Here is a 19,198-nt window from a genome sequence, read left to right as displayed (position 1 = left end):
AAACAGGCAGAACTCTGGGAAGATGGGTTAAGCTCAAATCGTATTATGGTTCGAGCCGAAAATTTTAGGAGTGACTAAAGTCTGCATTGAGTAAGCGATCTGCCTACTGGCAATTAAGTGAATATATCCGCCCGCACTGGCTGCTAATTTCCAAAGCATTGTTCTGCACGGTGGGGTTTATTGGGACTATGCCCCTGCTAGCCCACATCCTGGGGCTGGTGTCCAAAGCGATCGGCTCGGGCGATGTGGCTGGTATTACCAGAATTTCTGGCTTTACGTTGATCATGTTTGTATTTCGGGGGCTATTCCAGTACGGACAGGATGCCATGATGTCGCAGGCTGCCCTCAAGGTAGCGCTAGATTTGCGGGTGAAGGTATACGCCCACCTGCATCGTCTGGATTTAGATTATTTTGCCGAATCGCGCACGGGCGATCTGACCTATCGGCTTACGGAAGATATCGATCGCATTGGGGAAGTAATCGGTAAGTTCTTTCATCAGTTTGTGCCATCGGTATTGCAACTCGTATTTATCCTGGCATACATGATCTACCTCAACTGGGTGCTCACGATTACAGTGCTGGTGGTTGCGCCCGCGATCGCCGTTTTGATTGCCTGGTTTGGGAATAGAATGCTGGAACTATCGCGCCGCAGCCAGGATCAAGTGTCCAGCTTGTCATCGCTGCTATCGGAGGTATTCAACGGTATCCGCCTCATTCGCGCTTTTGCGACTGAGAGGTATGAAATTAAGCGATTTCGGGCTGAGGCGGAGCAAAATCGCGTGCGTAAATACGCTACTGACCAGATTAAGGCAATTCAGTACCCCGTCATTGGTTTTATTGAGGCAACGGGGATTATTATTCTGTTCTGGTTAGCTGGTTGGCAAATATCGCAAGGACAGCTTACGGGCGACCAGTTTGTTGCCTTTGGCGCATCGGTGGCATTGCTAATCGACCCAATTGTAAATACCACCAGCAGCTACAACGAACTCAAACAAGCAGAAGCATCCGTAGACCGCATCTTTGAGATTTTTCAGATTCAGCCCACGGTCAAACAAAAGCCCAACGCTCCCGATCTGCCAGCCGTTACGGGTAAAATCGAATATCGTCATGTCAGTTTTGCCTATAGTCCTCCCACTGGCGATCGGGAAAATGGTGCCGAGAGGAAACCTCCCAAACTCACGTTGGATGATATTGACTTCATCGCCTTCCCCGGTGAAGTAATTGCCCTGGTTGGTTCCACTGGTGCAGGCAAATCCACGCTGGTAAATCTGCTATTGCGTTTCTATGACCCGCATGAGGGCAAAATCTATATCGATGGATTTGATATCCAGGATGTCACTCTATCGAGTCTCCGCCGACAAATGGCGATCGTGCCACAGGAAACGATTCTCTTTTCCGGTACGATCGCTTCTAATATCGCCTTTGGTCAAGAGAACTTCGATCTAGCCGCTGTGGAAGAGGCAGCGAAAGTCGCAAACGCCCACGGATTTATTTCCCAATTACCGCAGGGATATCAGACGTGGGTGGGAGAACGCGGCGTGAATCTATCCGGCGGACAGAGACAACGCATTGCGATCGCCCGTGCCGTCCTCCAAAATCCCAATATTCTCATTCTCGACGAAGCCACATCGGCATTAGACTCTGAATCTGAAGCATTGGTGCAGGAGGCTTTGCAACGGCTCATGCAGGGACGTACTGTATTCGTAATTGCTCACCGCCTGGCGACAGTCAGAAATAGCGATCGCATCTTCGTCTTAGAGCAGGGCAAGATTATCGAATCCGGCACGCACGACGAACTGATCGCTCAAGCCGGACGCTATGCTCAATTTCACGCCCGCCAGTTTCAGTAGATTCAGATTGCTTGCGATCGCTGCTAAGGTAATTGGCAGTGGCAGGTTAAGGTTAACAAAGCTATCGAAAAAGTGTGGTTAATTTATCTTCTAAATCGTGAAAAAGCTTTAGAATTAATTAAATTGCCCAAGCTTTATTCCTTAGCATTACAAACTCGGTTAGGACGGGGTGCAGGGGCGGAGCCTCTGCGTGGGATCCTAGCCTCCACACCCCCATATCAGCTCGGATTGCGTAAAGCTATAAAAGTTTTTGGGCATAAGTATTTGTCAGTACTTATCTTAGAACTTGGCAAAAATGAACACTGAAGATGCCATAGACGCAGTTGACGAGGCGATCGCACCCGAACGCCTGACCGATATCCAGGAAAAAGTGTTTCGCGGCTCTTGGGAGGGGATGGAATATCCTGCGATCGCAAAGTGGACAGACTACGATGCCGAACACATCAAACAAGTAGGGGCTAAACTCTGGAAAAAATTATCTAAAGTTTTGGGGGTAAAAGTTAGTAAAAAAAACATTCATGTTGTCTTGCAACGATATGCCCGCAGCCAAACTATTTCCGCCTCGCTTCTGTCCGACCAAACCAACTACAAAGTTAACAAGAGCGATATTTATGGGGTTTTTCCGCAATATGCCCGCAGCCAGACTATTTCCGCCACACTACCGTCCACCCAAACCGGTGGCATAGAGCCGTCCAATTTTCAGGACTTAGCTGAAGTAGTTAATGTCTCTGCTTTTTACGGACGCAATGAGGAGCTCGAACTCCTGAACGATTGGGTGCTTGGCGATCGATGCCAGTTGGTTGCAGTATTGGGAATGGGCGGTATTGGGAAGACTTACCTATCTGCAAGGCTAGTTCGGCAAATTACAGCGCAATTTGAGTATGTAATTTGGCGCAATCTCAGTAATGCCCCTCCCATTGCTAGTATTCTTACTTCTTTAACGCAATTTCTCTCACAGCAACAAGATCTTAATTTGGGAGATGCAATCGATAGTAAGCTCGAAAGTCTAATGCAATACCTGCGGGCTTCTCGTTGTTTACTAATTCTGGATAATTTTGAGTCTATTTTCATGGAGGGGAACTTCACTGGCAAGTATCGTGAAGGATATGAGGAATACGGAAATCTCTTACATAAAATTGCCTCGGTAAAACATCAGAGCTGCTTGATTTTAACCAGTCGTGAGAAACCAGCAGAGATCGACAGATATGAAAGCGAAGCCACATGCGTTCGGTGTCTGCAACTAACGGGACTGCAATCTGATGACGCATTGGAAATCTTGAGGGTAAAAGGATTGCGCGGTTCGGACGATCGCAAGCGCAGCCTGATTGAAATCTATCGAGGCAATCCCTTAGCCTTACAGATCGTCTCTACGTCAATCCAGGAATTATTTGTCGGTCAAGTTGACGAGTTTTTAGAGCAGGGGGCTGCTGTCTTTAACGGTGTTTGGGTAATGTTAGATAAGCAGTTTAATCGCTTATCAGATTTAGAAAAACAGGTGATGTTCTGGTTAGCAATTAACCGGGAACCAGTTACGCTCGCAACATTAGTTGAGGAGATCGTACCTGTTGTTTCCAAGAGAAAGCTGCTTGAAGCTTTGGAATCTTTGGTAAAGCGATCGCTGATCGAAACAAGTTCCCAAGGTTTCACCCAACAACCCGTAGTGATGGAGTATCTGATAGATCGTCTGATCGAGAAAATAGGTGATGAGATCGCTGGGGATTCAGATTGTCATTCTGACTGCTCCTTTTACTGGTTGAGCAGGTTCGCCGCGATCGAAGCTTCTGCCAAAGACTATATCAGAGAGAGTCAAATTCGCTTGATTTTAAAGCCTTTGCTTGAAAATACAATCTCGCGATTTGGCACAAAGGCAGCTTTAGACGAACGGTTAAAAGAGATCGTGCAGGAGTTAAGATCGCAAGCAACCAAACAAGTAGGCTACGCGATCGGAAATATTCTTAATCTCGCGATTCAACTTGAGATTGATGTATCAAACTTTGACTTTTCATATTTTACGATTCGGCAAGCGTACCTAAAAAATACGAATCTCCATAACTGTAATTTTGCCCATGCGGATTTCAGACAGTGCATTTTTGCAGAAACCTTTGGCAGCATTATATCAGTTGCTTTCAGCCCAAATGGTAAACTATTGGCAACGGGGGACTCCCATGGAGAGATTCAAGTCTGGCAAGTTTCAGATGGGAAACGACTTCTTACCTGTAGAGGACATAACAATCACTGGATATGGGGTTTAGCCTTTAGTCCCGATGGCAGAATTGTAGCCAGCGGTAGCACCGATCGCACCATCAAACTATGGGATATCAGTTCCGGCGAATGTCTAAATGTTTTGTACGGGCATGGAAGTACTGCTACTTGCGTTGCTTTTAGTTCCGATGGACAGACCCTGGTAAGTGGTTCCGAAGACGTAACGATCCGGTTATGGAATGCAGACACTGGTGAATGTCTCGAAACCTGGTCGGGTCATGAGAGTTCCATTTGGTCGGCTATCTTAAGTCCCGACGGTCGAACCATTGCTAGTGGAGCGCAAGATCGCCAGATTAAACTATGGGATGTTAGTACTGGAGAATGCTATAAAACTTGGGAAGCCCATTCAGGTTGGGTTAAATGTCTCTGCTTCAGCCCTGATGGTAAAGTGCTTTTTAGTGGGGGCTTCGATCGCAAAATCGAGCTATGGGATGCTCGTACGGGCGAACTGATAAAAACCATGCGAGGGCATAGCGATGCCGTGACTGCAATTGACATCAGTCCTAACGGACAAATTCTGACCAGTAGTAGTTACGACCGTACTGTGAGATTGTGGGATGTTGAGACAGGAAGATGTATCAATACTTTACAGGGGCATACAAATCCGGTGTGGTCGGTTGCCTTCAGCCCTGGTGGGAAAATACTAGCGAGTGGAGGAGATGACTATGCTGCAAAACTATGGGATCTAGCCTCCGGCCAGTGTTTCAAAACCATACAAGGGCACAGCAATGCCATCTACAGGCTGGCTCTACATCCAGATTGTCAATTGTTAGCCAGTGGTTGTGAAGATCGAACTGTCAAAATATGGGATATCGGTGTTGGAGCGATCCAAACCCTGAGGGGACACGCCAATCGCGTTTTGTGCGTTGCCTTTAGTCCTGATGGCAAGGTTCTAGCCAGTGGCAGTAACGATCGCACTGTCAAGCTTTGGGATTGGCGATCGGGTAAATGTACTAAAACCTTAGTAGGTCATGCTAGTTGGATTTGGTCGGTTGCTTTCAGTCCTGATGGCAAAATTTTAGCTAGTAGCAGCTCCGATTGTTCGATCTGGATTTGGGATATTAATACAGGGGAATGTTTGCAGGTATTAAAGGGACACATCAGGTCGGTGCCATCAATTGCATTTAACTACGATGGACGATATTTAGTCAGTAGTTGCAATGATAGTACTGTGAAGCTATGGGAAGTTGCGACTGGCGAGTGCCTTTGGACTGTTGATGGCAAGAGTTTTAGTATCTGGTTGGTTGTCTTTAGTCCTAATGGTGAAACTATTGCTACCTGTGGCTTCGATCGCACTATAAAACTTTGGAGTACTGCTAACGGTGCATGTTTGAGAATCATCACAGGACACGAGAATGAAGTTCTATCAACATCATTTTCGCAAGATGGAAATACCCTGGTTAGCAGCAGCGTCGACCAAACCATCAAGTTATGGGATACTAATAGCGGACAATGTATCAAAACATTTTCCGGCCATGGAAATTGGATCTGGTCTAGCCTGTTTATGCCGGATGAGAAGACAATAGTCAGTAGCAGTGCCGATGAAACTATCAAGGTATGGGATATAGAAACAGGCGAGTGTATCAAAACTCTGCGATCGCCTCGCCCCTATGAAGGCATGAATATTACAGGCATTCATGGTTTGAACGAAGCTCAAACAGCTACCTTAAAAGCTTTGGGAGCTATAGAGAACTAAGCTGAGGAATAGGGATTTGCGATCGGCCCAACACACTACAGATTAAATAACAGATGAAACATATGACAACATTTCACAGGTTCGTTCAAAATCTTAAGCCCTATGCAACGGGGCTATTTCCCGATCCGCCGACTAAGCCAGATTATCCCAACGAAAAATACGAGTATTACACGCAGGCTTGGGGTTCCCACGCCCAAGGGAATTACGTGATGGCTTACATTCCCAAACGGCAGGTTTTAGATACTCCCAAAGCAATAATTTACCTGCATGGCTTTGCCTTTGGCAATCCTTATTACTACGATGCCCACATGCAGCACCTTGCCAAACAGGGATATTATGTCTTTTTTGCCGACTATCAGAAAGATGGCTATGCCGACTGCCAAACTCCACAGCCACCGACTTACGACAACCCCATAAAGCTGCTACAGGCAGCCCTGGATAGTTTCCAAACCACTGGGAAAGATGCGATTATCACTGCCAATGAGAGCGTTCGCCAGGCTATGCAGGAGATATTGCCCGGGCAGGATACCTTTGATATTTTTCTATTCGGCCATTCGCTTGGAGGTTTGTTTGCACTCAGTTGGCCCTATTTCGTCGGTGCCAACCAGATTAAAGCCATTATTGCTGCCGACCCGCTACCTAGTACGGCGCAGTTACCGAGTTGGATACAGAAACTCATTCCTCCAGGCGATCTGCCCTTCCTGACACATCCAGTCACGATTCAGGAAACTGGAACTGCTCTATCAAATATTCCCATTGCCATTCTAATCGGAGACAGCGATCTATTTGTGAAACCATCTACCTGGAAAGGTCTCTGGAATTATATTAAAGCACCTCAAAAGAAAATCTATATTTCCCAAAGCGATTACTATTACAATATCTATCGTTGCGATGCTCAAAGCGCTTTGATTGCCTATCACAATCAATCAGTAACGAACTCCCTATTAGTAGATGGCATACCCCAAGACGTTCAACTGGCGATCGGGGGGGCGGGCAAGCAGGATAATATGCGTTGGCGTTTTGTCTAGGATGCTTTCGATCGCGTATTAGAGGGTACTTCCATAGATGGACTAACTTTCAACATGGACTCCTGGTCTAATGCTAAGCCTGTCAAAGGAATTATCTCCTGGCCGCATTAGAGATCTCCCCAAGTGCTAGTTCCGATCAACCGCCGCTCACTGGAGGAATCAGAGCAACTTCGTCGCCATTACTCAAGAGCATGTCCGGTTCGACAAAATCTAAATTGACAGCATAACGGGTAAGCGATCGCCATTGTTCCAAATTGGGATGATCGATTACCAGATAGTCGTACACTTGTCGCACTGTAGCGCGATCGGGGAGGGTAATCTGCATTGCATCTGTAGCGATCGCCTCTTGAAAAGCTGCGAATAGCTTGACTGTGACAGTAATTTGTGCGGTCATGATATTAAGATGGGTCAATTTCCGCGATCGCACCTTCGGGTGGTTCTACGGGCAAACTATCTAGTTCAGCCGGTACATCCACCGAGACGAATGGCAATGAAGCCCCAGCCAGTCCTTTTTTGATCCGATCCGGCGTGTAGCTCAAGGTTACAAATAGCGGGTAATGATATTCCCCCTTATCGTTCATGAGTTGGTGATATTTCCAGGGCAATAACCAGAAATAATCTTCCCCTAACATTACCTCCACTTGCCGCCAGCGATTTAGCAAGCCCGAAAAATCTTCTCCCGGTCGATGAATGAACACAAACACCTCGCGTCCCGTTTTGATCTTCCATTCCGGATCGCACATCAATAATACTAGATCGCACTGGATCTGTTGGTGGCTGCTGCCCGATTGACTATTAGCCAGCTTCACGACTGGCAGCGGCAGACAAATCAAGCTTTCAGTCGGTCTGCGCACGCTGGGGAGCAGTTCAAAGTAGGGACGATACTGCCTGAGCAAATTAATGGCCTCAAGCTGATTGCAGTACTGGCACAGCAGGGTTTCGTACTGAGTCTGTAGGGTAATCATATCGGTAGGTATACAGAAAAGCAGGAACCTTTATCTTTCCCACATTGTAGCGGCATTTTAACACTACGTGCCGTTACTGGCTGGCTCGCCCTATTGCTGGGCAACTGCGCCGCCTGAGAGTTGCGCCTACACGGAAAAAGTCCGCTTGCGCAGACTTCAAGGAAAAGGTGGTAGCTAAACAGGATTTGGTATGAGTCGAGTGACATCCTCCCCACCCGCAAGCGGGCGGGGCATCCTAACCTCACGATTAGACATTTCTGCCCAACGCCACTGATCTAGAGCCGCCTCATGACGTACTCCCCGACAGACCGACTTGACAGACTGTTTCCCTTCCCCAGAGTCCCTGGGTACAATACAATTCCCGAACTTTGGAGGTCCCGGCAATGCCTGACTTTCACTCTCAATCGGTGGGCTGCGAACCACAGCAATTTTATCACGCCCCAAGGGGCGGGGAATTCGACCCTTAGCGATTAAAATCCAAACAAGATCGCTAAAAACAGGAATCCAACAAAAGCGGCTCCGCCAATTACTAGCGCCGCGCCCACCTGGCTGAGGCCCTTGGATGGAGTCTTTTGCCATTCCCAACGTACATAATCTAAACGAGCTGCACCGGGACCTCTGCGACCTAAATACGGTTTGGGCAGTTTTGCTAGATGATATTCATCATAGCGAGCCATCCGCGCAAAGGGTAACTCTCCCTGTGCTCGTTGCGGTAGAATCCGCCGCCGTTGATAGGGGACGGTATGCTCGCCAAAGTTGGTCATATATTCTTCGCTGTTGAGCAGGTCGTCAATGAAAGCAGACAGACCTTTGGTGGCAATTACGATCGACCAGGCAATTTTCTCACGCTCATTGTAGACTTCACGTCCCAAAATACGCTGAATGCAAATTTGGGCAAAGCGATAGTTATTATTCGTGTCAAAAATTAGTCGTCGGAACGAATCTGAGGTGGCTAAGCCGCGAATGAATTGCTTCACGGTAATCTGTCTCGATCTTAGTTGCGATTCCAAAAACAGTTGGCGACTGCTGGCTGTCATCTGCTGTTCGTTGTAAATTTGGCGATAGGCCGCCTGGATCAGATCGTCCATTTCCACAGACGAGGGGAGATTATCGGTAGAGTAAATTCTGGGGCGATCGTCACCGGGGATTTCATAGCCATTAACGCGCTGATTTTGCGATTTTGGGGGGTAGCTTAAAAGAGGAATAGACATATCTAAAACCTAAAAATTTTAAGTGGTTTATTTACAGTTAATCTGGATTGAATTAAGGCGAATTCTAAGCCAGGTTTGTCGGACTCGCGTCGAATTAGTAACTGGTGAGTCAGTAAGCCTAAGAACCCGAACGCAAGCATCTCGAGCAAGTAGTAATACCTATAATTGCATGTCAAATGCGTAGGAATCAGAAAAAATACCTACTTGTAACAAATCTCGATCGTAAGTAATATTACTTATGAAAATATTCGACTTCTCAGGGGAATATTTAACAATTCTTGGTTCAAAAATATGATAGGTCGGTGCTTTCTATACTTATAGCTATAGCCAATAGGCTTAGGACGGGGTGCAGGGGTGGGACCCCTGCGTGGGGGCTGCGCCCCCACACCCCCTGTCCTAACAGATCTGTCTACGGCTATATCTGTGGTTCCAGGTGCTTAAATCAGATTTGGCAGTTTAACAAGCAAAACCTTATATGCAAGCCTTTATATATATGTAAGGTAGTATGTGAAACTAGGCATGCAAAATACGCATATTTAAAACACGATTTATACATATGACGTGTTTAAAATGTGCATTATGCTAGGTAACCAATATCGAATAAAATCATTTTTGGGCATAAGCCAGGCATAACTTATGCGCCCTACGTTGTATGTAAACTGCATTGCTTTGTTCTTTGTTTTGTGGGCTTTTGCATTTGTAATATGAGACTTCTTCTAGCTGAGGATGATATAGATCTCGCCGAAACATTGGCGGAAGCGCTTATGGAGCAGCGCTATGTAGTTGATGTCGTCAACAATGGCGAAGCAGGTTGGTATCAGGTTAAATTGCTGGCATACGATCTGCTACTACTGGATGTGATGCTGCCGGAACTTGATGGTATTGCCCTCTGCCAGAGATTGCGATCGCATGGTTACACAATGCCAATTATTTTACTTACAGCCCGCGACACCTCCACTGATAAGATTGCTGGCCTGGATGCAGGAGCCGATGACTATATCGTCAAACCAGTAGATTTGCAGGAATTATTTGCCCGAATTCGCGCCTTATTCCGTCGGGGCAACGTGGTAACTGGTCCTATTCTAGAATGGGGCAAGGTAAGACTCAATCCCAGCACCTACGAAGTCAGCTATGACGAAGAACCAGTGCAATTAACTCCCAAAGAATATGCTCTGCTGGAGTTACTGCTACGCAACGGTCGGCGCATTCTCAGTCGGAGCGCCATTATCGAGCATATCTGGTCGCTGGAGTCGCCGCCCGAAGAGCATACGGTAAAAGTTCATATCCGCAGCCTGCGCCAAAAGTTGAAGGCAGTTGGTGCCGTTGAAGATCTGATTGAAACAGTACATAGTATGGGCTATCGACTCAGACACCCAAGTAAGGTTGGCTAAAATGCAATTAGCCTATTACTGTTTCACGCTCAATGTTGTGCTGTCTTAATCCCGACTGCGATCGCCCCATAAATCCCGACAATCATCTCCACTGCCAGAATTGCGGTGTTCCCTTGGTTGCTTTGCTACACAGCCGCTTTAAGGTAATTAAGCCGATTGGCAGGGGTGGTTTTGGCAAAACCTATCTGGCCGAAGATACGCATAAGCTCAACGATCGCTGCGTAGTCAAGCAACTAGCCTACGACGGTCAGGGTACGCGATCGGTGCAGCAAAAGGTCGGGCAGCTATTCGAGCAGGAAGCCAAACAGTTGCAACGATTGGGAGAGAATCCACAAATACCAACATTACTGGCATATTTTGAAGAGGGCGGCTATCTGTATTTAGTACAGCAATTTATCGAAGGCGATAATTTACTCAAGCAGCTAGAAAAAGAGGGCGTATTTAGCGAGAACCAAATTCGACAGTTATTGCTCGATCTTTTGCCTATTCTCCAGTTTATTCACGATCGCGGCACGATTCACCGCGACATCAAACCAGAGAATATCATGCGTCGCAGCCCGGATAACAAACCAGTTCTAATTGATTTTGGCGTGTCGAAGCTATTATCGCAAACTGTCATGACTGGAGCTAGTGCAGGCACCTCCCTCGGCTCGCATGGCTATTCACCATTGGAGCAAATTAGGGAAGGTAAAGCAGTCTATGCCAGCGATCTATTTGCTTTGGGCGCAACATGCTTTCATCTCATGAGCGGCATTCATCCCTTTCATCTCTGGACAGACAACGGCTATGGTTGGGTAACAGATTGGCGCAAGCATATCTCAAATCCCATCTCGGTTCAATTAGGCAATATATTAGATAAACTGTTGCAAAAGGACGTACGAGATCGCTATCAGTCGGCGATCGCAGTTTTACAAGATTTGCAGGCAAAACCTTATGTCGCTCCTACAGTTCCCATTCCCACTCCTGCGATCGCGCCTGCAGTTCCAGTTGTACGGCCATTTTTCGATCCACGAGTCCATAGCTCAGCCCCTCCTATTGCCCATGCTTCAGGTGGATCGAAGCTAAAATTGGCTTTAGGGTTTGGCATCGGGATAACAGCGGTAGTTATGGCGGTAATCGCGACTGGGGCTGCAATCGAGCGCTCGGGTATAATATCTCAAAAGACTCAATCCGCTCCTCCTCCTACAACTCCCCTTGAGACTCCCGTTGCCAAATCGCTCACCGTACAGGAATTGATCGATCGCGGCAATGAGAAATTGACTAAAGGCGATCGGCAAGGCGCGATCGCTGACTACAGCGAAGTAATTAAAATCGATCCTGGAGTTGCTAATGCTTATTACAACCGAGGCAATGTCTACAGCGATCTGGGGAACAAGCAGACTGCGATCGCCGATTTCAGCAAGGCCATCGAACTCAATCCCAAGCATACCGATGCCTACAACAATCGCGGTAACGCTCGCCACAGTTTGCGCGATTATCAAGCCGCGATCGCCGATTACAATAAAGCGATTGCCATCGATTCTAAATATACTAAGGCTTACTTCAATCGCGGCAATACTCACAGCGATCTAGGCAATTATCGAGCTGCGATCGCCGACTACAACAAAACTCTAGAAATCGATCCCGGTTATGTCAATGCCTACTATCGGCGAGGCAACGTTCAACACAGTTTGGGCGAGCATCAAATTGCGATCGCCGATTACAACAAGGCAATTCAACTCGATCCCAAACACGCTAGTGCTTACAATAATCGAGGTAACGTTTACTATGACCTGGGCAACAAACAAGCCGCAATGGCTGATTACAGCAAAGTAATTGAAATCGATCCCACAGTTGCCAATGCCTACTACAATCGCGCCAATGTTCGCAACGATCTAGGGGACAGGCAAAGCGCGATCGCCGATTACAACAAAGCGCTCCAACTCGATCCTAACTATGCCAGCGCTTACTACAATCGCGGCAATGTCTATTCTAAATTAGGTAATAAGGCAGAAGCGATCGCCGATTTCCAAAAAGCCGCCGATCTTTATCAAAAAGCGGGGCAAACAAAAGATGTTCAGGATGCTCTAAACAGGATTAAGAAACTTCAGCAGTAACGAAAAAAATCTGCTAATTCACTCTATCCCCCGAGTCTCTTACGGAAAACTTCTTCCATTTGCTTAATACCTTCCTCTGTATCGGGAAATTTATACCAGGTTGCCCGATCGTCAGGACTACGGCGGCTCATCAAAGCTCGTAATGCTTCCATGTCATTTCTATGTTTGAGTACATAAGTCTTTAACTCAGAGCGAGACATCTTATCAAATTCAGGTTTCATCACCAACAAACCTCCATCTACCATTGCTTGTAATGGTAATTTCAAGCGTTTCGCCAGCCAAGATGTATATTTCCACTGTAAGAGGATCGAATCGAAACAGATGAATATCTCTGTAAAGATTTGACAGCATCTGACAAACCTTAACGCTTTCTAATGCTTGCTCTACAGTAGGCAAAGCGATCGCTCCTCAACACAATACCTTTATCTTAGCAAATTGTGCCTCCTATGTTGCTTACTTAGTAGGGTCTTCTGTTGAAATGCATTAGAATGCAAATAGCTTCTTACAGTTTTACGCGCTATAGCGGTTTTCAGATGAAAACGAGAAGGGGGTTTGGGGGCGTTGCCCCCAAGAAGGGGAGGCAGGGCGGTCTTGGGGGTTCCCCGCTAGAGCCACTGCCGTGTGGAACCCCTTCACCCCATCAATAAAACCCGTTCTCAATTGAAAAGTGCTATATGCTGTGTTGCCGCCACTCATCTATGTAGATTGGTTAAGGGCTTGCGTCTCAAAAAAGTCCAAAAATTCATAAATGCTTTAGGATTGCTATAGGTATTGCTCGGGTACAGAGTTGGGTGCAGGATGGGAAATAATAGCCGCAGACGGATAATTAAGTCGATCTTCTGGAGCGTATGTGGAGCGTGCTTGGCGATCGCTCTTTTAGGCATCTTCAGTGGCTTTCCAGAAAGCGCGCTGGCATTAAAGCGGAATCCAGCTATCGATCCAACTAGTAGCGTGCATCTGACTATGGGTAATCCCAGTCAAGCTACTACCAGCTTGCAGAATCCCACCAATTATTTAATGCTGAAACGGACGTATGCCCTCTCTTACAATCGCGATCGCGGCGGCCCAAACTGGGTAAGCTGGCAGTTGAATAGCTCGTGGTTGGGTCGCGTTCAGCGTACCGAGGACTGGAATGCCGATCTGAGTTTGCCCTCAGGCTGGGATCTAATTTCGCCCAGCAGCTACAAAGGCAGCGGCTACGATCGCGGGCATATGATTCCCTCTGACGATCGCACAAAGAATACTAGAGATAATTCTGAAACCTTTCAGATGACAAATATCTTGCCACAAGCTCCTGACAATAATCGCGGTGCTTGGGTGGAGTTGGAAAAATATGCGCGGGAACTGGTAAGAAAAGGCAACGAACTCTATATTATTGCTGGTGGAGTAGGGCAAAAGGGAAAAATTGCTCGCGGTAAAGTAGTCGTTCCCGCCAGAACTTGGAAAGTAATTATTGTGTTGGAGCGACCTGGTGAAGGAGTGAGTGGCGTTAACTCCAATACGCGCACTATCGCCGTTGACATGCCCAATGAGAACGGCATAAGTCAAGATTGGCAGCAGTTTAAAACTAGCATAGATAAGCTTGAAGCCGATACTGGCTATGATTTTCTATCCGCTGTACCAAGCGATATCCAGTCTGCGATCGAGTCTAGAGTGGATGGGGAAATAACATTCTTTAACAGCCGTAATATCTTTGGCATAGGCATCTTTGTTCTAGTCGCAGCATTAGTTGCGATTGGTCTATACAAGTTCAAACAGCGATTGGGATTGTAAACCAGAACTTCGAGCCTGCATTCGGTTGGCTCTCTACACCAATTTCACCACCGTGAGCAGTGATAATTTGACGGCAGAGATAGAGTCCTAAGCCAAGACCTAGGGATTGCTGCGATCGCTTGCCCTGAGCATAGAGATTAAACAGGCGATCGCACTGTTCTGGTGTCATGCCAACCCCATTATCCGTAACACTGCAGAGAATCATTGGTGGAACTGATGAGGCATCAAGCGTCAGATGCAGACCTGGGGGATTGTGCTTGAGGGCGTTGCTAATCAAGTTGTGCCACACCCGACATAATTGCGTAGAATCAACCGATACGAGGGGAAGATCGGATGCGATGAAGTTGTCGAGTTTAGTGCTATTTTCGGCTATGAGGGGTTCGAGATCGGCAATCGCACCTTCAACCAATTGATGGAGCGATCGGGGTTCTTGATGCAACACGATGCCCTGGATGTCGTTGACATGGGATTCCAGGAGAGAATTGATCAAGTTAAGTTGCCGTTCCGTACTTTGTTCCATCTTCTCTAAGATTGATTTCGGCACGGGCGTACTTGCTTCGCTTGCTCCGTTTTCCCCCACTTCGGTAGATTCACCTTCGGGCTTCTCAGCATGCGTTCGGCGCAAAAGATGGCGCAATACCATCAACATAGCGGTGACGGGATTGCGCAGGTCGTGGGAAACCGCATGGAGGAACATGCGCAGTGCTGATTCGGCAGCGATACGCTCGTCAATCTCCTTTTGTAGTGCTAGATTCTGTGTCTGTAGAGTCTTTTGTAAATTTTGAATTGTCAGGTGTGTTTTGATACGAGCGAGAACTTCTTCGCGATCGATAGGCTTGGTAATATAGTCCACGGCACCGACATTAAAACCCTTTACTTTGTCTGAAATCTCAGATAAAGCTGTCATAAAGATAACTGGAATATTTTGGGTTAATGCGCTCTGCTTGAGCTGCCGACAGGTTTCAAACCCATTGATACCAGGCATCATTACATCTAGTAGTAGTAAGTCGGGTTGAATGTATTGCACCTGAGCGATCGCGCTTTCTCCATCCCCTGCCACTAATACCTTAAAACCTTCATGACTTAAGAGGTCAAATAGAACGCTTAAATTTGTGGGGTTATCATCGACGACTAAAATTGTCGCCGCTTCAGGTGTTTCTTCGGGGATCATTTCTGCTCGCAATGCGTCTTGACGAATTCCTGGATTTGCTTGACTTGAAAGCCCTTTGCTAACTGCCGAATTTGAGCAGTAAGTGGTTTATATTTAGCATCCAATTGTTCCACGCACGTAGCCCAATTGAGGATACCTTTAATATCACCAATTTTGGTTAGATCGTATAACTCTACCATGTTTGCCTTGGGTAGAATCGCTGCAAGTTCGGATAAATTTGCAGTTACACTATCTGTTTCACCCGTCAGGGGTTGGCGATCGCGTTCTTGCTTGTCAGTTGCAGCATAGATCCACTGCAAGCCAAGATGGGTATGCAAGCTTGCTAATACTGCTTCCGCATCGACTGGCTTAGGGACAAACCCGTTAGCGCCAGCGTTAAGGCTAGCCTGGTGATCTTGGGCAAAGGCACTGGCGGAAGTCACGATAATCGCAGTATTTTGCCAAAGGGGCGATCGCCGCAATTGACGAATGGTCTCAAATCCATCCATGACCGGCATGGCCAGATCGACAAAAATAGCGTCGGGGTGGAATTGTGCTGCCTTTTGCAAACAATCCCGACCATCAACCGCTTCGGCCACTTCAAAGCCTAAAGGTGCTAGTAAGTTAAGCAGAACGAGACGGTTGATCGAATTATCATCCGCAATCAAGATCTTGCGCCGCACGCCAATGTAGCCAATGGTATGACATTGCGATCGCGACACCAACTCAGACGCACACTGCACGATGGGTAGATTCAGGTCTAACCAGAAACTACTCCCTTGCCCTGGAACGCTATTTACCTTTAGCTCGCTGCCCATAATTTCCGCCAGTTTTTTACTGATCGAAAGTCCCAAACCAGTTCCCTCGGTTGTGCGCGTATGATTTCTCACCTGCTGGAATGGTAAAAAGATTTCCTCTAATTGCTCCGGCGCGATGCCAACACCTGTGTCTTCTACTTGAAACCTGATATAACTCGAATTATTCTCTTTCTTTTCCGACTCGCTTGCATCCGATCTCCGAGTGTCTATTACTCCAACTTTAAAAGTAACGCTGCCCTTGTCCGTAAACTTGACAGCATTGCCCAACAAATTGATCAGGATTTGTCTTAGCCTTTGCTCGTCGCCCCTGACACAGATAGGCAATTCGGTCGCGCGCTCGTGGATAAAGGTAATTCCTTTTTGCTCGGCACGAAGCCGGAAGATTTTCTCAAGGCTGCCCAGAAAGTTATGGAGGTAGAACTCACTAGGGTGGAGTTCCATTTTCCAGGCTTCGATCTTTGAAAGATCTAAGATGTCATCGATCAGCGTTAACAAATGAGCGCCGCACTGTTGGATGACATGTAAGCCTTCCAGATGCTGCTGTGTCAGACATTCAGCGTTTTGGAGGATTTGCGTATAGCCTAAAATACCATTGAGAGGAGTGCGCAATTCGTGACTGATATTAGCGAGAAATTCACTCTTAGCACGGTTAGCTGCTTCAGCTGCCTCTTTAGCCTGTTTGAGTTCTGCTTCGGCACGTTTGCGATCGCTAATATCCTCAACAACTGCTGTGTAGTACTGAGGTTCTCCTTCAGAATTGAAAACTGGAGAAACAGTGAGAGCCACCCAAACCATATGACCATCTTTACAAATGTAGCGCTTTTCAATCCCATAGTCTGCAATTTCTCCGGTTCTGAGTTGGCGATAATATTCCGTATTCATCTCAATATCGTCGGGATGCGTCACGTCGCGGAATGTCATGCCCAATAGCTCCGCTTCGCTATAGCCTAAAATATCGCAATACCGCTGATTTACCTTAAGCCACCTGCCATCCGCATCAACATGGGCGATGCCCACCGCTGCTTGATCGAAGGTGCCGCGAAATCGAGCTTCGCTCTCTTGGACTGCTAACTCGGCCTGCTTGCGTTGCGTGACATCCCGACTGATTACGACTGAGTAGAGCAGATTGCCATCTTCATCTTTTACAGGAGACACGGTCGAGACATACCAATGCCAAACTCCATCTTTGTGCTTAAAGCGATAGGGAATTGTAGTAAGTCTTTCTCCTTCCTTAACTGCTTGTTGGGCGTAGTCTATGAGTATGGACAAATCGTCGGGATGGATGAGCGGAGTCCAGTGTTGGCCGATTAAATCCTCCGGTTCGTAACCAGTATTCCGAGGCGTGTTAGGGGACACATAGAGATAGGTTTGATCTGGCGAAACTGTCGCAATTAGATCGTTAGCATTTTCGACAATACTGCGATAGCGTTCTTCGCTTTCTCTCAATGCATCCTCTACTCGTTTGCGATTTTGAATCTCTAGCAGTAACAAATTATTTGCCGCACCGATTTTAGCAGTACGTTCCATTACCCTTCGTTCTAGCTCGGCGTTGCGTTTCTCTAGTGTGGTAAATGAAGCTTGCAGGTGAACTGCCATCTGGTTAAAGGAGTTTGCCAGCACTCCAATTTCGCTGGCACACCCCACATCAATTGCGGTATTGCTCGGACTTTGTTGTCGCTCGATTTCCTTGGCTAGATCTATATCGTTTGTATCGCGAATATCTGCCTCAAACTGCTTGGCAAGCTGATTCGATGCCGCCACCAAACCCAGAATTGGCTGCGTAATCCAATGGGAGGTAATTACACCCAGGATAATCGCGATCGCAAGAGCGCAAATACATAGCAGAATAGTCGTGTATGTATTGGCATGGATTTGCTCCATGAAATCATCTTCAGGCAGCACCACTACAATGAGCCAATCTAATCCCTTGCCATCCCGCAGAGGCATAACCTGCACGAATTGAGACTTACCATCGATGGAAAATACTAAGCTTTGAGCGGTATTAATGCGACTGAGATCGCCAAAGTTGCTGCGCAGAAACTGGGCTGTCGATTGTGTGAGGGGATTGCTGCTATCAGTGGCCTGGATGCGGCTAACACCTTCTCGATCCATGCGGAATGGTTTTTCATCAGTAGAAGTAGCAACCATAAAGCCATTAGGCTCGATGATGAAACCTTGGCCGGTTTGTCCGATTTTGAGCGATCGCAAAAATTCCCCAGCCTGGAGCAGATAAATGCTGGTACTGAGTACTGCTTCTAATTTGCCATCGCGACCGTAGAAGGGTTGCACTGCGGCAATTGTCAAGTCTTGCGTGGTGACCTGGGGGAAGATTTGGCTCCAGGTCGGCTTGCCTGCCTGCACGGCAGCTCGATACCAGGGTCTGAGGCGTGGATTGTAGTTGCGATCTAGAAAACGTAAATTCAGGCGATCGCCATTGGGAGTAGCTGTATAAGTGTGCAGATCGTAGTTTGTAGACAGATCCGATCGCATAATAATCATCTCCTGGCGATCGCGATTCTCCACGCCCAGAAACTGATTGCGTTCGCTACCAATCGTGATTGCGGCGGCGGTTCTGAATATGTGAATTTGCTCCCAAAAGTGTCGTTGTATCTGCTCTAAATTATTAATGTCTAATTGCCCTAGTCTGAACGCTGCGGCATTAACCTGGTTAATTTGGTGAGGAGTTGCCAGGAATGTAACTAGATCCCGTGAAATTCTTTCTGTCACTTCACTACTAAGCTGCTTAGCTACATCCTTGACTGCTTTCTGCCCGTTTTTTAGGGATAACCAACCCGTCAGACCAACAGCGAGGGAAATCTGCAACAGGAACGGCACGATCAGAATTAGGCGCAATGATACCTTTCTCGGCACCTCGGGGTGGGGATCTTTTTTATGGTGCTGTTCTCTATGGCGTAGTTTAAGCAGCATTCCCGTCACCAAACTAACTTCATCTATTGT

13 protein-coding genes are annotated in these 19,198 nt (G+C 47.1%); 6 read left to right on the top strand and 7 right to left on the bottom strand.

Annotation, left to right across the window (positions count from 1 at the left end):
- The first annotated feature begins 86 nt into the window (after window positions 1–86).
- From PSE6802_RS0123940 to PSE6802_RS0123925, 3 genes are all read left to right on the top strand, one after another.
- Window positions 87–1,850 (top strand): ABC transporter ATP-binding protein, encoded by a 1,764-nt coding sequence (locus PSE6802_RS0123940; protein WP_019502544.1) that lies wholly within the window; start codon window positions 87–89, stop codon window positions 1,848–1,850.
- A 295-nt stretch (window positions 1,851–2,145) separates the two neighbouring features.
- Entirely contained in the window at window positions 2,146–5,808 is a 3,663-nt protein-coding gene (locus PSE6802_RS0123930) for a WD40 domain-containing protein (protein ID WP_019502542.1), read from the top strand.
- Between the two features lie 62 nt (window positions 5,809–5,870).
- Window positions 5,871–6,836: an alpha/beta hydrolase gene (locus PSE6802_RS0123925; RefSeq protein ID WP_019502541.1), complete on the top strand. Its 966-nt coding sequence runs from the start codon at window positions 5,871–5,873 to the stop codon at window positions 6,834–6,836.
- 136 nt (window positions 6,837–6,972) lie between these two features.
- Here the strand turns inward: PSE6802_RS0123925 and moaD are convergent, their stop codons facing one another.
- From moaD to PSE6802_RS0123910, 3 genes are all read right to left on the bottom strand, one after another.
- Window positions 6,973–7,230: a molybdopterin converting factor subunit 1 gene (moaD, locus tag PSE6802_RS0123920; RefSeq protein WP_019502540.1), complete on the bottom strand. Its 258-nt coding sequence runs from the start codon at window positions 7,228–7,230 to the stop codon at window positions 6,973–6,975.
- A gap of 4 nt (window positions 7,231–7,234) precedes the next feature.
- The gene (locus tag PSE6802_RS0123915) at window positions 7,235–7,801 is read right to left on the bottom strand and encodes a hypothetical protein (RefSeq protein WP_019502539.1); all 567 of its coding nucleotides are present in this window, start codon (window positions 7,799–7,801) and stop codon (window positions 7,235–7,237) included.
- Window positions 7,802–8,271: 470 nt separating this feature from the next.
- Window positions 8,272–9,012: a phycobilisome rod-core linker polypeptide gene (locus PSE6802_RS0123910; RefSeq protein ID WP_019502538.1), complete on the bottom strand. Its 741-nt coding sequence runs from the start codon at window positions 9,010–9,012 to the stop codon at window positions 8,272–8,274.
- A gap of 704 nt (window positions 9,013–9,716) precedes the next feature.
- Here PSE6802_RS0123910 and PSE6802_RS0123905 point away from each other — a divergent pair.
- A complete protein-coding gene (locus tag PSE6802_RS0123905; RefSeq protein WP_019502537.1) occupies window positions 9,717–10,403 on the top strand; it encodes a response regulator transcription factor in 687 nt (228 codons plus the stop codon).
- Between the two features lie 32 nt (window positions 10,404–10,435).
- Complete coding sequence (locus PSE6802_RS0123900) at window positions 10,436–12,499, top strand: tetratricopeptide repeat protein (RefSeq protein WP_019502536.1); 2,064 nt, start codon at window positions 10,436–10,438, stop codon at window positions 12,497–12,499.
- A 23-nt stretch (window positions 12,500–12,522) separates the two neighbouring features.
- Here the strand turns inward: PSE6802_RS0123900 and PSE6802_RS0123895 are convergent, their stop codons facing one another.
- Both PSE6802_RS0123895 and PSE6802_RS35995 read right to left on the bottom strand, forming a co-directional pair.
- Window positions 12,523–12,765, bottom strand: coding sequence for a DUF6887 family protein (locus PSE6802_RS0123895; RefSeq protein ID WP_202950724.1), 243 nt, complete (start codon window positions 12,763–12,765; stop codon window positions 12,523–12,525).
- On the bottom strand, window positions 12,710–12,850 hold the full coding sequence (locus PSE6802_RS35995) for a DUF6888 family protein (protein ID WP_019502534.1): 141 nt from the start codon (window positions 12,848–12,850) through the stop codon (window positions 12,710–12,712). Before PSE6802_RS35995 ends, PSE6802_RS0123895 begins: the two co-directional genes overlap by 56 nt.
- 447 nt (window positions 12,851–13,297) lie before the next feature.
- On the opposite strand from PSE6802_RS35995, the gene PSE6802_RS0123885 reads away from it, so the two are divergent.
- On the top strand, window positions 13,298–14,272 hold the full coding sequence (locus tag PSE6802_RS0123885; RefSeq protein WP_019502533.1) for a DNA/RNA non-specific endonuclease: 975 nt from the start codon (window positions 13,298–13,300) through the stop codon (window positions 14,270–14,272).
- On the opposite strand, the gene PSE6802_RS0123880 is transcribed toward PSE6802_RS0123885, so the two are convergent.
- Both PSE6802_RS0123880 and PSE6802_RS31470 read right to left on the bottom strand, forming a co-directional pair.
- Entirely contained in the window at window positions 14,250–15,443 is a 1,194-nt protein-coding gene (locus PSE6802_RS0123880) for a hybrid sensor histidine kinase/response regulator (RefSeq protein WP_019502532.1), read from the bottom strand. The genes PSE6802_RS0123885 and PSE6802_RS0123880 overlap by 23 nt on opposite strands.
- Complete coding sequence (locus PSE6802_RS31470) at window positions 15,440–19,168, bottom strand: PAS domain S-box protein (protein ID WP_019502531.1); 3,729 nt, start codon at window positions 19,166–19,168, stop codon at window positions 15,440–15,442. Before PSE6802_RS31470 ends, PSE6802_RS0123880 begins: the two co-directional genes overlap by 4 nt.
- Between the last annotated feature and the right edge of the window lie 30 nt (window positions 19,169–19,198).

Source organism: Pseudanabaena sp. PCC 6802 (genome assembly GCF_000332175.1).
Classification (GTDB): domain Bacteria; phylum Cyanobacteriota; class Cyanobacteriia; order Pseudanabaenales; family Pseudanabaenaceae; genus PCC-6802.
This window is presented reverse-complemented; position numbering and strand designations above follow the sequence as displayed.

What these genes read in the sequence shown, in the direction of transcription:
- PSE6802_RS0123930 (WP_019502542.1), top strand. Translation starts at nt 2,146, where the DNA reads ATGAACACTGAAGATGCCATAGACGCAGTTGACGAGGCGATCGCACCC.
- PSE6802_RS0123925 (WP_019502541.1), top strand. Translation starts at nt 5,871, where the DNA reads ATGACAACATTTCACAGGTTCGTTCAAAATCTTAAGCCCTATGCAACG.
- moaD (WP_019502540.1), bottom strand. Translation starts at nt 7,230, where the DNA reads ATGACCGCACAAATTACTGTCACAGTCAAGCTATTCGCAGCTTTTCAA.
- PSE6802_RS0123915 (WP_019502539.1), bottom strand. Translation starts at nt 7,801, where the DNA reads ATGATTACCCTACAGACTCAGTACGAAACCCTGCTGTGCCAGTACTGC.
- PSE6802_RS0123910 (WP_019502538.1), bottom strand. Translation starts at nt 9,012, where the DNA reads ATGTCTATTCCTCTTTTAAGCTACCCCCCAAAATCGCAAAATCAGCGC.
- PSE6802_RS0123905 (WP_019502537.1), top strand. Translation starts at nt 9,717, where the DNA reads ATGAGACTTCTTCTAGCTGAGGATGATATAGATCTCGCCGAAACATTG.
- PSE6802_RS0123900 (WP_019502536.1), top strand. Translation starts at nt 10,436, where the DNA reads ATGTTGTGCTGTCTTAATCCCGACTGCGATCGCCCCATAAATCCCGAC.
- PSE6802_RS35995 (WP_019502534.1), bottom strand. Translation starts at nt 12,850, where the DNA reads ATGCTGTCAAATCTTTACAGAGATATTCATCTGTTTCGATTCGATCCT.
- PSE6802_RS0123885 (WP_019502533.1), top strand. Translation starts at nt 13,298, where the DNA reads ATGGGAAATAATAGCCGCAGACGGATAATTAAGTCGATCTTCTGGAGC.
- PSE6802_RS0123880 (WP_019502532.1), bottom strand. Translation starts at nt 15,443, where the DNA reads ATGATCCCCGAAGAAACACCTGAAGCGGCGACAATTTTAGTCGTCGAT.
- PSE6802_RS31470 (WP_019502531.1), bottom strand. Translation starts at nt 19,168, where the DNA reads ATGCTGCTTAAACTACGCCATAGAGAACAGCACCATAAAAAAGATCCC.